We start from the raw sequence: 16841 nt of genomic DNA, 5'->3' as shown, positions 1-16841 counted from the left end.
AGATCTTGTTTAATTATTCAATTCTTTTTGAGAAGAAGTGTTAGTCCCTCTAAACTTCTCCATGGTAGCACTATTGTCTGCACTAATCCCCTCCCCTTGTATAATCTTTAAAATGGTCAGAAAGAAAATCTTTATATCCAGAGCAAGGCTTACATGATCAACATAGTATACATCATATTCAAACTTCTTTTCCCAGGATAGCATGTTGCGCCCGTTTACCTGTGCCCATCCTGTTATACCAGGTCGTACTTCATGACGTCGCCGTTGTGTTTCATTGTATAAAGGCAGATACTCCATTAACAAAGGTCGTGGTCCTATCAGACTGATATCCCCACGCAAAACATTGATTAGCTGTGGCAGTTCATCAATAGACGTTTTACGCACTAACCGGCCTATTTTCGTCAGGCGAATGGCGTCAGGTAAAAGTTCACCCGAAGCATCCCGTCTGTCATTCATTGTTTTAAACTTGATAATTCGAAACGGCTTCCCATGCAACCCAGGTCGTTGTTGTATAAAGAATATCTTTCCCTGGTTAGCAAAAGATAAAAGGATAGCAGCCGTCAGGCTGAAAGGCAATGTTAAAATCAATAAAACAACTGATATTATGCTATCTATCAGCCGCTTAAAATACATTCGATACATGAATAGTTTATTTTCTCTTAACTGTACTGGTCTACGAATCTTACGATACTAAAAAATCAAAAGCCCCCGAAACTATATCCGGAGGCTCAAAGTAACATATTTTGTAGGCTTAGCTCAACTAAAAAAAATATTTTCTCCCAGCTTATTTTCTAACCAGTCGTCTGATTGCTGTTGCATAGCCCAAATGGAATCCTTCATGAAAAGAAACGTATTTGACTACATCCGTGATATTTCGGATTTCAATTCCATAGGTTGGAGAAACATAGGAATTATAGTTGTCAAACAGATGGGTTGAAAGGTCTTTTTCTAATTGATCAATTAGTGTTGTGAAGTAGTTTTTCAGAATATCAAACTCTCCCTGATCAATATAGGCTTCGGGTTTAGTCCCATTCTTATACTTCAAAATGTATTTTTCTTCAATCAGTGGCTTCTGATTGGCAAACTGGTAACATAGAATTTGCTGGCTTGCTACCAGATGTCCCAGATGCCAGACAAGGTTATTGTTAAATCCAGCAGGGATCTCATTTAAGGTATCCAGTGATAGTCCATCTATCAGTTTGATAAAATTTCTTCGGGAGGTCTTTATAACATCAATAACTTTTTCCATGAAATGTAAGCAGGTAGGTTTTCTGAATGGTAAAATTGCCAAACAGCTTATAGCAGCTATTTATGGCTTGAATTTATTCATCTTTTCTGACAATGCCCAACGGGGTCCCAAAGCGTAAGGAGCCATAGCCGGATGTACCACCAGTTTCCAGTCCTCATCCAGAATGGAATGTATAGCTGTAAACATCTGTTCGGCAGCTTCCCGATAAGGCATCCCACCTATTCCTGTACAAAGGCTCGGAAGCGCGATATGACGTATTTTTTCTTCATGATTGAAATTATGTATCAAAACAGCCTGAAGAATGGCTCTCATAGCGAGATACGCATGAATAGTCTTTCCGACATTGCCAGGAATACGCATAGTAGGTGCAATAATCAGATGAGGATAGGGTTGTTTTTTCATTTCCAGAATACCTGCCATTCCAACTGGAAGTTCACCAAAGTAGTGATGACGAATGTATTGTTGAGCTTTTCGTTGAGCCTCTCCATCATAAAAATCATCTATTACTTTATCTAGTCCTCCACTCATATCACCGAAGCTATTGGCAGGACTAACCAATGCGTCAGCAGTCAGATTCAATATATTTCCCTGCACAACTTCAATACGCTTCTCATCTGCAAATACTTCTGCAAAAATCTGTACAATATCCGGATTAGTATCACAAATGGAAATTTTTACTTCCTGGTCAGCCACACCCTTCCCGAAGGGCTTGTGTATAGTCAGACGCATACGTTTTAAAAAAGTGTAGAACTGGAACCACATGTAAGTGTTGAGTCCACACAAATAGTGCCATTCTATAAGGAGAAAGCCTGATTATATCATTGTTGTATCCCTATCTTGCCAAATGGAACTACTTCAGGGGCACTTATATCAAAATCTGTTAACCGGCTTCGGGGTATCTCGGAAAACTCAGTCCGGAAAGGAGAAATCAAACCTGAAAAGCCATTATAAAAGCCAACTCTGAATTGGAAGGTATTGAAGGTCAGATTTTCATTGCGTAAGCGTATTCCTATTCCGTATCCCTGATAAAGTGGTGTATCTACAACTTCCCTACTACTGGTACCTATCCAGCCAAGATCTACATATCCAAATATAGCTATCTGAAAACCTAATATATTCAATGGAGTAAACAACACTGTTTCCATATTCAACACCATGCTTTGTTGTCCCCGCAGTCCTACATTGGAAATTCCTCTGATTCCATTTGAATTATTTATATCAATATATTCCCCGTTAAACCGTCCGAATCCTCTTGTATAACGTAAATGCACAAATTGGCGTAGTTGAGATGTTCCTACAGGAAGCAAGCGGCTAAAATAATTTACTTCTCCTCTCCATACTCCCTGCTCCCATAATCCTTTGTGTATATAACTACCTGCATTAAAACTAAGAAGCAGATAACCAAAACGTTGAAAGTATTGCCCATGAGCAGCCTTCATCCCTATATAACTCCGAACACCAAATTCTCGTCTTTCCATACCAGTAGTGAAAGACACCATGCTTCCATACGGTACATCCTCGGTTCGTCCAAAACCGTAAATCAATACATCCCGCAAATAATTACGGGTTGAGAACCCAATACTATACAAATTTAACCATCTATGTTCATACAGTTGGTTTGTGTCTGAACGCACTTCCGGACGTTCCCAATAGCGGTTGCCAATCACTCTGGCAGCTAAAATCATACGCGTACGTTCTCCTGCCCACTGTGTACGGAATGAACGACCCAGCCAAATATCCGCATAATCATACCCAACAGGAAATACGGTTGAATCTCTTACATACGGATCAACTTCTACAAATATCCTATTTCTGCTTAGCTCCAAACCTCCTGCATATTTCATAGAAGGTGTTAGAAAGTTGCGCTGTCCTACTAATGCATACCTTTCCTGATTCCAGCTATTTACATATTGTAAGGTTCCTGTAATAAATGTTTTTCCAATATAAGGGATTCGGTAAAGGCTCTGAATACTCCATCCTTTTGGCTTATGATAATATGGATGAGGTGACATATTATAGGAAACACCCACTGCTTTTTCATGTCCTAATCCAAGAAAGTTCAGATCATCTACATTAACTCCTACATTCTGTTGAAAGTCGGTATCAATACTACCATTGATTGACCATACATCCTGAGTTACTACCAGAATATCTACAGTATCGGCACTACCCTTACGAGGAATAGCATAAATCCTGGCATCCAAAAGATTAGGAGTCAAACGCAGAATCCGTTCGTTATCACTAATCATAGAGGCCATGAAGGGATATTTATGCTGGAATAACAGACTCTTCCGTATTACAGATTCACGGGTATCTCTATGCATGGCATTACCTGCCTTCTCAAACCAGTTAGCAGGCGTCCGTAAAGTGTCTGTTACCCTAGGGCCAAATGGGTCCAGACGCTGAATCTGAATATTACCTATAAACTTTCCTTCATATGCACAATTAGGATCTATGGGAGAGGTAGGTGTACGACTTACAGTGCGACTATAGGGGTCACGAAACAAAAATTCAAACACAGCCCGGCTAAGCCGATGCTTATCCATCTTTTTCTTTAGCTTCTTATATAAATGTGTTGTATCTATTCTGTGCTGATCTGCACTATCCAAACGTAATTCTTTAAGTACACCCGTTTGATTTAATGAGTCAACAGTAGAAACGGCGTCTCCCTGCTGTGCCATACATGGATGTATGACACAGCAGAAAAATATCAGTAATCTTCCTAGATAGTTTTCAATAAATCTGTACACTTGCCCGTATCTGTATTTGGATATTGTTCGAATTTACTAAAAGCGATGTATGGCTGGTGGCTTTATCAATTAGTAGAATTTCTCTGGTTTTGTAAATTAACACAAAAACCGGGCCTAAGAAAGAATTAGATAAATAATATTTAATAATGGAAAAATCCTTTTACAAAAAAGAAAAGGGCTTACGATATCGTAAGCCCTTTTCTTTTTTGTAAAATCACAAATTACTTAGTGCAAAACTCGTCGAATGCCATTACCAGATGGTCAGCAATCATTTTTGCATTACGGCCTTCAATGTGATGACGCTCAATAAAATGAACCAGTTCTCCATCTTTAAACAAAGCGATAGAAGGAGAAGATGGAGGATAAGGCAGAAAATATTCACGAGCCTTTGCTGTAGCAGCTGTATCAACTCCTGCAAACACAGTAGCAATTTTGTCTGGTTTTGCACTGCTACTTTCCAATGCCAGTTTTACACCTGGACGAGCAGCTCCAGCAGCGCAACCGCATACAGAGTTTACCACTACCAACAAAGTACCTTGCTGGTTTTCCAAAGTATTAACTACATCCTCAGGGGTTTTCAATTCTTCAAAACCCGCTACGGTCAAATCTTGACGCATAGGAGCAACTAATGGTTCAGGATACATAATATATGAATAATGGTTAATTGTTGTTTCTACTTTACTATATAAAATTACATAAAGCCTAGTTCCAGTTTGGCTACCTCAGACATCATATCCTGTGAGTAAGGAGGATCGAAAGTGAGTTCCACCTGCACGTCATTGACTCCTTCAATCTCACGTATCCGCTGTTCCGCTTCTGTAGGAATTGTACCAGCCGAAGGACAAGACGGAGAGGTAAGGGTCATTTGTACATATACATTATTAACAGGGTATATCTTTATATCATAGATCAGACCCAGTTCGTAAATATCTACAGGGATTTCCGGATCATATACTGACTTTAATGCCTGTACTACTTGTTCCTTTAAATCATTGTCATCCATATTCTTAAAGAATGTATGTGAGTAAACAGCTTGTATTTCTCTTTACTCATTGGTGGTTGGTTTAATTACTCATGGTAGAGTAAGCCAGAGCATATAATTTCATTTGTTTCAGCATAGCAAACAAGCCATTAGCCCGTGTTTGAGCCAGATGTTGTGCCATACCAATACGATCTATAAAATACAGGTCTGCCTTTGCTATTTCTTCCGGAGAGTGTCCGGACAAAACACGAATCAGCAGTCCGATCAATCCTTTTACAATTACAGCATCACTTTCTCCCAGAAACATAACCTTATCATCCTGCATCTCTGCATGCAACCACACCCGCGACTGACATCCTTTGATAATGTTTTCTTCTGTTTTATACTGAGAATCAAGTGGTGGTAACTTCTTGCCTATATCAATGATATAATCATATTTACCTTCCCAATCATCAAACAATGAAAATTCATCAATGATCTCATCCTGTATTTCGTTTATTGTCATTTGCTAGTCTAAATATATTTTAATTCCTTTTGAACTATATACAGTAAGAAATTGAATCAAGGCTTCTGCATCCTTTTTTTCCATTCCATAATACTTATTCACTAATTCTTCATAGTCGAGTGTCCTTAGTGCATCAATTGTATCTGGAATGTCTTCAATTACAGAAGATTCGCTTTTAATTCCATTAAAACCTATACACTCATTCCATTCTTTAACAATCTGAATATACTTACACTGCTTACTTGTAAAGCATGAGTCAAATAAACTTCTGACTAATTCTTCAAATTCAAGATACCTCATGACAAATTTTGCCTCTCCATCCAACGTTTCAAAAATCAAATCATCGCCATCAAACGTAGTCACGATTTCAGCTTCAGTCCATTTTGTTTTGTATAAGAACATAAAACCAAAAGCTATTATCCCAACTTCTTCTTTATCTTATGTAAGCCCTGTACTAACCGATCAATTTCCTCTTTTGTATTATACATCGCAAAAGACGCGCGGGAAGTTCCCAGAATACAGAACCTATCCATCAGAGGTTGAGTACAATGATGTCCTGTACGCACTGCGATACCATCATTATCCAGCATAATTCCTATATCCTGATGGTGAATACCTTCCAGAACATATGAAATCACACTGATTTTTTCCTTTGCCTGCCCTATAATTTGTAAACCATCAATTGACTGTAAAGATTCCGTTGCATAGGTAAGCAATTCATGTTCGTACTCACCAATCACAGATTTTCCAATAGTGGTTACATAATCGAGTGCAGCTTTAAACGCAACGGTATCTGCAATATTAGGTGTACCTGCCTCAAATTTATAGGGAAGATCATTATACGTTGTCTTGCCGAAAGATACTTCCCGAATCATCTCCCCTCCACCCTGATAAGGAGGCATAGCATCCAGCAATTCTCTCTTACCATACAATACCCCTACTCCGGTTGGGCCATATACTTTATGGGAAGAAAACACATAAAAGTCCGCATCCAGATCTTGTACATCTATATCCAGATGGGCAGAAGCCTGTGCGCCATCTATCAATACTTTAGCACCATACTGGTGTGCTTTGGTAATAATCTCTTTTACCGGATTGATCGTTCCAAGGCTGTTGGAAACATAGACAACAGCCACAATCTTTGTTTTCTCAGAAAGCAGTTTTTCGTACTCATCCATCAACAAATCTCCCTGCTCATTGATAGGTATTACTCTGAGTGTCGCCCCTTTCTCTTCACAAATCATCTGCCAGGGCACAATATTCGAATGGTGTTCCATTCCTGAGATAATTACCTCATCTCCAGCTTTCAGATTCTGGCGTCCATAGGTCTGAGCCACCAGATTAATTCCTTCTGTAGTTCCTCGGGTAAAAACAATTTCCTCCCGTTGTGCGGCATTGATAAAATCCTTTGCTTTATCACGAGTAGCCTCATACTCAGCAGTAGCTCTCTCGGCCAGTGTGTGTATACCCCGGTGAATATTGGCATTAAATTCCATATAATACTGGCTTAATGCTTCAATAACAGATAAAGGCTTTTGAGTGGTTGCGGCATTATCAAAGTACACCAGTGGTTTACCATGAATAGTCTGGTTCAGGATAGGAAAATCTTTCCGGATATCGGTTACATCAAAAGTGGCGATCATAAAACAAAATAGAAAAGTATACTAGATTAAAAACAGCCCTTACAGGCACTCCCTCACTACAACACCTGATTTTCTAGCATGTAATCATCCGGCATTATAGCCATTATAAAACAAGTTCAACCGGAAGTTTCCGGTTGAACCAATAGATCATTTTACAGGAACCGGCCAGCAATCCACCGATCCACATGAGCATGTACGTTTTCCAACGTCATATTTTGCAGCACATCATCTGCGAAGGCACGCATAAGTAAGGCTCTGGCACTTTCAAAACCAATACCTCTTGACCGAAGATAAAACAGCATTTCATCATCTAACTGACCTACAGTGGCACCATGTGAACATTTGACATCATCTGCAAAAATTTCCAGCTGAGGTTTTGTGTTCATGGCCGCATCTTTGGAAAGAACCAGATTCCGGTTAGACTGGAATGCATTGGTTTTCTGTGCATCTGGCTTCACATAGATCTTTCCATTGAATACCCCTGTGGATTTCCCATCCAGAATACCTTTATACAACTCATTACTGAAAGAATTAGGCTGCTGATGGTCTGCCAGTGTATGGTTATCTACATGGCAATTTCCATTCAACAGATATAATCCATACATATGAGCATCAATGTTTGATCCGGCCAGCACCATATTAAGGTTGTTACGAATCAAGGCACCATTCAGTGAAACAGTATGGGAGGTGAAATGGCAATCCCGTGCTAGTTGTGCCTGTGTAGTACCCACAATATATGCTTGTTCAGCTTCATTTTGCAAAATATAATGCTCTACAGAGGCATTCTCCCCCACCACTATTTCTGTTACCACATTGGTAAAGCTATGCAACTCTCCAATAGTATGAAAAGCGGTTACAAACTTAGCCTGGCTGCTACGTCCCGCCACAATCAGATTACGCAATTGGGAAAGCGGGGCAACCTGCTGGCTATCACTTATAAAGTATACATATACAGGCGCTTCCAGTACTTTCTTATCAGGCACATAGGCAAATACTCCATCTTCAGCAAAAGCTGTGTTCATTGCTGTTAATGCATCTTTTTGGAAATCAGCATATTTAGCAAAGTGAGCCTCCACAATTTCCGGATACTTGTTTAAAGCTTCCTTAAAGGTAGTTACCACAATACCTTCAGCTTCCTGAGTAAGTACAGACAAGGCAGGCTGATAGGCACCATTTACAAAGACCAAAATGCTTGCCTTTTCAGTAGGGATGATGCTATCTTGTAGTTGTTCAGCGGATATATTTCCGACTGCATTGGGTACAAAATCCTGATTGACAACCGGTTTCAGGTTGGTATATTTCCACTCTTCGTTTTTAATCGATGGAAATCCCAGCGTTTCAAAACGGGTTAGCGCTTCCAGACGAACGGCTGTTACTACTGCATTTTGTTTGGATACAGTATCAAAGGTTGATATGACCCGCTCTGCCAGGGATGATTTATCAATAGTTTGAATAGACATATTTCATATAAAGATTAAGGGTACTGATCAGGCTGACTTTACTACGTGTTGGCTGATTACAAACCTATATAGCTGTCAGATAGAAAAACAGAAAATTACTAGGCAGTTACTTCTGCTTTAATCCAGTCATATCCTTTTTCTTCCAGTTCCAGCGCCAGTTCTTTCGTACCTGATTTTACGATCTTTCCTTTATACAATACGTGCACAAAATCAGGCACGATATAGTCTAACAAACGCTGATAGTGCGTTACCACAATGATTGCATTGTCTTTTGAGCGCAGTTTGTTTACGCCTTCAGCCACAATACGCAGTGCATCTATATCCAGCCCTGAATCTGTTTCATCCAGAATAGCTAGTTTTGGTTCCAACATAGCCATTTGAAATACTTCATTGCGTTTTTTCTCTCCTCCTGAAAATCCTTCATTCAGTGCACGCTTCAATAAGGTATCATCAATATTGACCAGCTTCATTTTTTCCTTCATCAGCTTCAGGAAATTTACTGCATCCAATGCTTCTTCTCCACGTGCTTTGCGAATTTCGTTTATAGCAGTCTTTAAAAAGTTAGTCGTACTTACACCTGGTATTTCTACCGGATACTGAAATGCAAGAAAAATTCCTTTTTGCGCACGTTCTTCAGGCGAAAGTTCCAACAAATCCTCACCCAGATAGTTAACCGAACCATCTGTTACCTCATAAGCTTCACGTCCAGCTAATACAGATGCCAGTGTACTCTTTCCTGATCCATTGGGTCCCATAATAGCATGTACTTCGCCTGGCTTCACTTCCAGATTCAATCCTTTCAGGATTTCTTTTTCTTCTACTCGTGCGTGTAGGTTATTGATTGTCAGCATAAATATGTGTAGGAATATATAAATATAATATCTGCAAAAATATAAGGAGTATCACTTCGGATACAGCATTCTTAGGCTTCTTATTTAAAATAATTTTAAACAAAAACACAAAAGTAGCGGATTTTGTTCGGAACAGCGAGAATCCCGTCAAAAATAATCTCAAATGCTCATTTTATAAATTTTTCGTACATAGTATGCAAGCATGTTTTCCATATAAATTCAATTTTAAGAAACAACCCGAATACATACAATTTGCTACTTTTTTCTATTTTTAAGCACCATATCTCAAACAAACCAAACATACCCATGAAGAAATTGTACGGCATCTTTGCTCTTATATCTCTCTTGTTCTCCTGTCAGTCCAAACAAAAAGCTGATCTGATAGTCTACAATGGCATCGTCTATACAGTAAACGAGAAATTTGAAGTAGCAGAAGCACTGGCAGTAAAGGATGGAAAAATACTAGCTGTAGGCACAACCAAAGACATTCTCAATCAATATGAGGCTCCTGAGAAAACAGATGTTCAAGGCCAGGCTATATATCCAGGCTTTATTGATGCCCACTCCCATTTTTATCGTTATGGCCTAGGCTTACAGACAGTGGATCTTACAGGTACTAAAAGCTGGGATGAAATTATTCAGAAAGTAGCCGAATTTTCAAAAAATAATCCTTCAGAATGGATTATAGGACGAGGTTGGGACCAGAATGACTGGGCTGTAAAAGAATTTCCCAGTAAAGAGCGACTCGATAGCTTGCTACCTGACAAACCTGTTATTCTAACCCGAATCGACGGCCATGCAGCGATTGCGAATCAAAATGCTCTACAAAAAGCGAATATTAAACCAGGACAAACCCTTACAGGGGGTACAGTAGAGGTTCGAAATGGGAAGCTAACAGGTATTCTGATAGATAATGCCGTGGATCTGGTTGGTAGAATTATTCCTGCACCAAACCAATCGGATATTGAAAAAGCATTGCTGGATGCACAACAGAATTGCTTTGCAGTAGGATTAACTACTGTGGATGATTGTGGACTGATGGCAAACGAAGCAGAAGCTATTGATGCCCTGCAAAAAAGTGGTAAGCTTAAAATGCGGGTGTATGTCATGCTGAGTGATGACTCTACCAACTATGCCCGTTATTTATCCAAAGGCCCTTATAAAACAGACAAGCTAAACATTCGAAGCTTTAAAATTTATGGTGATGGGGCGCTGGGATCAAGAGGTGCCTGCCTGCTTGAGCCTTATGCAGACAGGCATGACTGGTCAGGATTTTTACTGAGTAAACCTGAGCATTTTCGCAAAATAGCTCGGCTACTAGCCAATACAGATTTTCAAATGTGTACCCATGCTATCGGGGATTCTGCCAACCGGGAAATTTTAGAGATTTATGGTGAAGTACTCAAAGGCAAAAATGACAAACGCTGGAGAATTGAACACGCACAGGTGGTCAATGAAAAAGATTTTGCCATGTTTGCCAACTATAATGTAGTTCCATCAGTACAACCTACACATGCTACTTCTGATATGTATTGGGCAGAACAACGTTTGGGCTCTTCGCGTGTCAAATATGCGTATGCATACAAAGATCTGTTGAAGCAAAATAACTGGCTTCCATTAGGAACAGACTTTCCAGTTGAAGATATCAGCCCATTTAAAACATTTCTAGCTTCAACATTCCGCGTAGATGCCAAAGGATACCCACAGGGAGGATTTCAGAAAGAGAATGCCCTTACACGTGAAGAAACCCTTAAGGGTATGACAATATGGGCTGCTAAATCTAATTTTGAAGAAAAAGAAAAAGGTAGTCTGGAACCTGGAAAATTTGCCGACTTTATCATTTTGAATCAGGATCTGATGAAAGTTGAATCGCAAAAAGTGCTGGAGACGAAAGTAATCGCAACCTTTATTGGAGGAGAGCAAGTCTATAAAAAGTAGTATCAAAAGCTAACATCATCCCCAACGTCTATAATTATTAGTTGGGGATGATCTGCTTGCCACAATTTACATCATGCCAGAAAACAACATTTTTTAGTGTACGGCCAGTTGGATACAACAACCACACTCCAATCATCACATATAGTATCCACCTACTCTTTCTGGAGAGTTGAGGTAATATAGTATCTATAATCGCAATAAACCCAGCTATCAGCCATATATATCCAGGCACAGCAAAACGATCAATCTCAGTCAGAGTACCTCCTATTCCTATCATAAAAAACAGATAGGACCATCCAAGAAAATTAGCTTGAAAGGCAAAGGATTTTACAGAGATTCTCTTATAAAAAAGAAACAATCCTGTACTTATTAACCATCCTATCACCAGAATAACTTTTATGCTAAAATATAAGCCAACAGGTACAATCCAGTTTCCTACAGCTTCGATATAGGAATACAATGTCTGATCTAAAGAAGCAACAAATACATTATCAACAAAAGAAGGATTGACTTCAACCTGCGTGTTTCGCCACAACCAAGCCAGTATCCCGATCATAGAAAGAGCTATATAACAACCTGCTTTTTTTACATCTTGCTGATTTAACCATAACAGCATTCCAAACAAGCCTACAACGCCAATTCCAACCAGTCGCTGCAAACACAATAAGTTACTTACCATGATCAATCCGATGAGTAAAGGCCATTTGGGAGATTGCTGATACTTCTGAAATAACAGATACATTGCCAATGTCAGCAAGACAAACAATCCCTCAGACCAAACAAAGACATTCACCAACATTAGAGGTGTCCCAACAGCAATCCCAATCAGAAGAAAAGTTCTTAGAAATTTATCTGTAATGCTCTGGCTAACTATACAATGGGTTAGATAAACTATGCCAAGTAAAACAATTCCCTGTCCAATCTTTATAAGAAATTCATTTGTACCCAAGAGAGCAAGAAATACCGGATAGAGAGGCGGCCAGTTCGAATAGGTACTCCCGTCTGCATTTTTTAACACCCCATCTTGTAAGAGGCTGGAAGCAGCACTAAGGTAATGCTGTGAGTCATAGGTAATTCCTAAACCACACCAGGTACTATATCCATACATCCCTGCACTCACCAGTAAACACAATAATACGATCAGTTTAAAATTCACAGGAAGATTGTAGTAAATAGAATATGCACTTGATTGTTTAGCTTCATAGATACAGTAAACAAATCAACTCAGATTAATCTCAATAGGTTTATCTATCAGTTCATAGGAAGCAGTTTTCCCCTTAAAGCTACACTTCCCATTCACAATCAAGGTTTCCCACTGTGTAGTCACATTCCGGACTCCAATCGGATAAATAGTTACCTTATTTTTAGCCACATGAATTCGTAAGAAGTTTTTGTATCCTTCATACCGAAAAGATGAAAAGGCCTCATTATAGTGTATATGAAAGAAATAGGTACTACAAAAAAGATAACAACCCATCAGAAACGAGCCTAAAAAACCTGCCACTCCTACTAACTCAACAATCAGCAAGGCTAGTAAGGTTACATTAATTCCAAAGTCACTGGTATGTTTGTTAGCCAGATTTTTTTCTATCTGACTGACGTCCTGTCCCAGCAACCAATAGTTGAATCGACTCAGTCCCCATAAAAAGAAGAAAAGAAGCAATACCTGTAAAATACCATGAATAGCACCTGCAAATTTAAAATGGTTTTTCTTTCCCTTCTCTCCTGTCTGATTGTCTGCAAATCCAATAAATCCACTGACCAGAATAATGACTAGGATAACAGCCATAGGACTATGTTGTAAAAAGTTGGCAGTATTACGCACAAAATCTTTTACTGTATAGGAACCAGCTAGCTGACTGATTAGCGATCGATCACCCACAGGTACAGAACTCTGCAGCATCCAGACAATAATCAGAAATAAGGTTCCCAGTACTATTCCAAATCCTGGATTTAAAAATGGAAAGAGAAAATTCTTAAAAGCCAGCGTATGTGATTCATCTTTATTTGGGAAACGTGCCTGTAACCCTAATTCTTCAGTAATGCCATTGGCATGTAAGTCTGTAAGTTTTTCTTTTAAAAAATGCGTAGGATGCAAAAAAGCCCCGCCTCCTCCTGCTGTAATATTGTGAATCACCGATTTTGTCTTTCCATTTGTACGTACACCTGTATAGTGGGAATAGTGATGAAGGTCTCCTGTAAGGGTAGCAATTAAAGAAAGTCCTTGCTCATCAATACATTTTCGCTGAAAATAAGTGAGTCGTTCATAGGAGTAGTCTGTCAAGTGATGTGTATGAAATACCCAAGACGGTTCTGCTGTACAAAGAATTACCTTATCTCCTTCTTTCATCTTCTCAGGGCATTTCAACCCCTGAAAATAGCTAAGTTGTGGTTGATCAATCTCTGAATTGAGTTGCACATCCAATCCCCATAGCCACACATTCTCAGTTAGCTTTATAGCAAAATAACTTCGGCTCTGGCGTGTATGCAATCTGCCCCATTTTCGTCCCTGTGTGAATAGTTTCAGAAATGTACCCAGACCATCATACCAGTCATGGTTGCCCGGTATAGCATACAGATAAGTCTTTTCAGCTTCTGTCTCATCACAATTTTCAGGAAAGGCTGCTTCGTAGAGATACTTGGTACGTCTGTTATATTCATCCAGACTGGGTGTAGGATATACCTCGTCTCCACCCATGATGATAATTTTGGCTGAGGGTAGTACAGTATTAATTCCATCTACATGTACCATCAGCTTTTCCTGAGCCAGCAAATCAGCCATTGTATAGGTAGAGTTGAATCCATCTCCCAGATCTGAAATATAATCTACCCATATTTCATCTTGAGCCCGATCTACATGATTTTGATTATCGTCTGCCAAATCCAGTGCAGCCTGAATCTCACGACGATCTGAGTAATTACCAAAAACTCCAGAGATTACACTTCTTAATCCGGTAAGAGCCAATTGCTTGACATCATACCATTTTACCATAGATTGTTGCTGAAAGCCTTTTTTCTTCATTAGATTCAGGTATAAGGGTACTAATTGGATATTCTCCAAAAAAATAGCAGGCTTGTGTATAAAAAACAAGCCTGCTCACTCTTTATGCAATCTATTTTATTACACCAATACCTATCAGACTTTATGGCTGCTTTTTGTCTCCTATATATCGTTCCATAAACTCATAAATACGTAACATACGATCGATCCGCTGACGCACATTACCTGAACGGCTCAATTCATGGGTTGCTCCTGGCATACGTACATACTCTACGTCTCTTCCCAATATTTTTAAGCTTTTATACAACATTTCACTTTGAATCACACCTGTCCGCAAGTCATTTTCCCCATGTTTGATCAACAACGGTGTTTTAATGTTAGTTACGAATGTCAAAGGAGAGTTATCATCCAGCACTTTCTGCGCTTCCCACGGATAGCCAAAATAGTTTGGAGTTAGACGCCATGCATTTCCTTCCCCCATAAAGGTAGTTAGGTCATACACTCCCCGTTGGGCAAAGGCTGCTTTGAATCGATTATCATGTCCTACAATCCAGGCAGTAAGATACCCCGCATAGGATCCACCTGTAATTACCTGTCTGGTAGTATCTACCCAGGATTCTTTAGCAGCTGCAGTTGTAGCAGCCAATACATCACTGGCAGGTCCTGTTCCCCAATCACGATAGTTAGCCTTCATGAAATCCAGTCCATATCCTCCTGAACCTCTTGGGTTAGCATACACAATACCATATCCCTTAGAACAGAAAAACTGAAACTCATGCCACATACTTTGCTCTCCTGGCCCCCACATAGCTGTAGGGCCACCATGCATCTCCAGTAATAACGGATATTTCTTTCCGCTCTCTACAAAGGTGGGCTTCATGATCCAATATTCGATAGTTTGCCCTTTGTCATTGATAAGCGTATGCTTTTCAGGAAGGCTTAGTCTTTTATTTTTTAACCAGGAAACATTCAGATCAGTCAGAAGTTTTGCTGATTTAAGAGATGCATCCGCCAGATATACTTCAGAAGGATTCACTATTTCTGTTCGGGCATACACAATCTTGTTTTTTGAAATATCAAAGTCTGTGATACCTGTAGTATAATCAGACAACTGGTCAATCTTCTTTGTTTTCAGATCATATCGATATACAGGCTGTCCACCATTCGATTGTGCAGAGAAGTATAAAAACTTATTGTCTGAGCTAAACTTCAGGTTACCTGCATTCCGGTCAAATGTAATACTGGCAACAGATGCATTACCTACACCCAAAGCGGTGGTAGCGAGTACAGGAATGTTCAGTCCTTCAGAAGCAGATAGCTGAAAAGCCAGAGTTTTTCCATCACCAGAAAGTACCGGACTGCTGTATCGTTTCCCTTTCTCACCCAGCAGAAGTTTATAATTACTACCATCTGCATTCATTACAAAAATACGGCTATCCAGATCTCTGTCGGGATGTTGTTCTGTTCCGCTTCCATTGGCTACATAGATAATCTGTTTACCATCTGGAGTCCAGCTAGCTTGTCCAAATGAGTAAAAGCCTTTTGTCAGAGGAGTTAGCGTTGCATTTTCCTTTAGAGCTACTACAGCCAGGTGATTAAAGTTTAGTTCAGGTTCTGTAGTAGATTCTCCCTGAAAAGTAAGACGGTTAATAACTTTCGCTTTTTTATCCTCTACGTCTTTATTCAGATAGGCTCTGATTTCTTCGAGTGAACCATCCGGATTAGGTTTGGTCTGATCTTTCAGTTTGACAAATTCATTATGTATGAATCCTGGTTTCTCAAGGCTCCAGGAAGGAGGCTGCTTGGTTGGATTAAATAAACTATCTTTCAGTAATTCACCAAAAGGCAAAGAGACAGCCACTAGAATCTGTTTCCCATCGGGTGCCCATTGAGGGTTGGAGACAGAATATTTGGATTGGGTTAATTGAAAAGCTTCTCCTCCATCCAGCGGCAATACAAACACTTGCCCTTTTCCTTTGACAGTTCTCACAAAGGCAATTTTCTTCCCATCAGGTGACCAAACAGGCTGACGGATACTTTCACCACGAGTCAGTTGCTGAGTATTTGTGTTCAGATCTGTCAGGAAGAGCTGAGTATTGTACTTATAGTCATCTTTGTTATCTACATCTGGCTCAATAGATGTCACGGTATACACTGCTTTATTCCCATCAGGAGACAAAGCGATATTTCCAGCCTGTTTGATCTTTAACAAATCTGTCACCAGAACTTTTTCAGTTCCGTTCTGAGCCAGAAGAAGTGCAAGATGAAATGTACAGACAACAGTTAGAAAGAGTTTCTTCATATATATGGCTTGTTTAGGTTATGGAATAGGACTATGTATTATTATAATTCTTCTGGTAGGCTTTCCGGGTATTCAGATTGCTAAAAATACGGACAAAAACCTATCTGGCAATTCAAATAACAACATCTTCTGTAAGGTTCTGTCTATCAATGTAGAGGAA

Annotated in this window: 15 protein-coding genes; 1 reads left to right on the top strand and 14 read right to left on the bottom strand. The window is 39.5% G+C overall.

Annotated features, from left to right (window positions below; translation table 11 throughout):
- Positions 1 to 9 precede the first annotated feature (9 nt).
- The 11 genes from QNI15_RS34820 to sufC all read right to left on the bottom strand — a co-directional run bounded on the left by QNI15_RS34820 (position 10) and on the right by sufC (position 9440).
- On the bottom strand, positions 10 to 642 hold the full coding sequence (locus QNI15_RS34820; protein WP_313985427.1) for a sugar transferase: 633 nt from the start codon (positions 640 to 642) through the stop codon (positions 10 to 12).
- Between the two features lie 142 nt (positions 643 to 784).
- Positions 785 to 1249: a DinB family protein gene (locus QNI15_RS34815; RefSeq protein WP_314036452.1), complete on the bottom strand. Its 465-nt coding sequence runs from the start codon at positions 1247 to 1249 to the stop codon at positions 785 to 787.
- Between the two features lie 60 nt (positions 1250 to 1309).
- Entirely contained in the window at positions 1310 to 1978 is a 669-nt protein-coding gene (locus tag QNI15_RS34810) for a macro domain-containing protein (RefSeq protein ID WP_314036449.1), read from the bottom strand.
- 89 nt (positions 1979 to 2067) lie between these two features.
- The gene (locus tag QNI15_RS34805) at positions 2068 to 3930 is read right to left on the bottom strand and encodes a hypothetical protein (RefSeq protein ID WP_313998996.1); all 1863 of its coding nucleotides are present in this window, start codon (positions 3928 to 3930) and stop codon (positions 2068 to 2070) included.
- A gap of 290 nt (positions 3931 to 4220) precedes the next feature.
- Entirely contained in the window at positions 4221 to 4643 is a 423-nt protein-coding gene (locus tag QNI15_RS34800; protein WP_313985414.1) for a BrxA/BrxB family bacilliredoxin, read from the bottom strand.
- Positions 4644 to 4690: 47 nt separating this feature from the next.
- Positions 4691 to 5002 (bottom strand): SUF system Fe-S cluster assembly protein, encoded by a 312-nt coding sequence (locus QNI15_RS34795; RefSeq protein ID WP_313985413.1) that lies wholly within the window; start codon positions 5000 to 5002, stop codon positions 4691 to 4693.
- Positions 5003 to 5063: 61 nt separating this feature from the next.
- Positions 5064 to 5486 (bottom strand): SufE family protein, encoded by a 423-nt coding sequence (locus QNI15_RS34790; RefSeq protein WP_313985409.1) that lies wholly within the window; start codon positions 5484 to 5486, stop codon positions 5064 to 5066.
- Positions 5487 to 5489: 3 nt separating this feature from the next.
- Positions 5490 to 5888 carry a hypothetical protein gene (locus QNI15_RS34785; RefSeq protein ID WP_313998998.1) on the bottom strand — a complete coding sequence of 133 codons (399 nt, stop codon included), beginning with the start codon at positions 5886 to 5888 and terminating at the stop codon, positions 5490 to 5492.
- 14 nt (positions 5889 to 5902) lie between these two features.
- Complete coding sequence (locus QNI15_RS34780; protein ID WP_313999000.1) at positions 5903 to 7129, bottom strand: cysteine desulfurase; 1227 nt, start codon at positions 7127 to 7129, stop codon at positions 5903 to 5905.
- A gap of 152 nt (positions 7130 to 7281) precedes the next feature.
- Entirely contained in the window at positions 7282 to 8589 is a 1308-nt protein-coding gene (gene sufD, locus QNI15_RS34775; protein WP_313999002.1) for a Fe-S cluster assembly protein SufD, read from the bottom strand.
- 98 nt (positions 8590 to 8687) lie between these two features.
- Entirely contained in the window at positions 8688 to 9440 is a 753-nt protein-coding gene (gene sufC, locus QNI15_RS34770) for a Fe-S cluster assembly ATPase SufC (RefSeq protein WP_314036447.1), read from the bottom strand.
- A 306-nt stretch (positions 9441 to 9746) separates the two neighbouring features.
- On the opposite strand from sufC, the gene QNI15_RS34765 reads away from it, so the two are divergent.
- A complete protein-coding gene (locus QNI15_RS34765; RefSeq protein ID WP_314036445.1) occupies positions 9747 to 11378 on the top strand; it encodes an amidohydrolase in 1632 nt (543 codons plus the stop codon).
- Between the two features lie 37 nt (positions 11379 to 11415).
- On the opposite strand, the gene QNI15_RS34760 is transcribed toward QNI15_RS34765, so the two are convergent.
- The 3 genes from QNI15_RS34760 to QNI15_RS34750 form a co-directional block, all read right to left on the bottom strand.
- Positions 11416 to 12534, bottom strand: a complete 1119-nt coding sequence (locus QNI15_RS34760) for a hypothetical protein (protein ID WP_314036443.1) — start codon at positions 12532 to 12534, stop codon at positions 11416 to 11418.
- 63 nt (positions 12535 to 12597) lie between these two features.
- Complete coding sequence (locus tag QNI15_RS34755) at positions 12598 to 14400, bottom strand: metallophosphoesterase (RefSeq protein ID WP_314036441.1); 1803 nt, start codon at positions 14398 to 14400, stop codon at positions 12598 to 12600.
- Between the two features lie 121 nt (positions 14401 to 14521).
- Entirely contained in the window at positions 14522 to 16681 is a 2160-nt protein-coding gene (locus tag QNI15_RS34750) for a S9 family peptidase (RefSeq protein ID WP_314036439.1), read from the bottom strand.
- Positions 16682 to 16841: the final 160 nt, after the last annotated feature.

Origin of the sequence: Xanthocytophaga flava, from assembly GCF_030068545.1 — a bacterium.
Classification (GTDB): Bacteria; Bacteroidota; Bacteroidia; order Cytophagales; family 172606-1; genus Xanthocytophaga; species Xanthocytophaga flava.
This window is presented reverse-complemented; position numbering and strand designations above follow the sequence as displayed.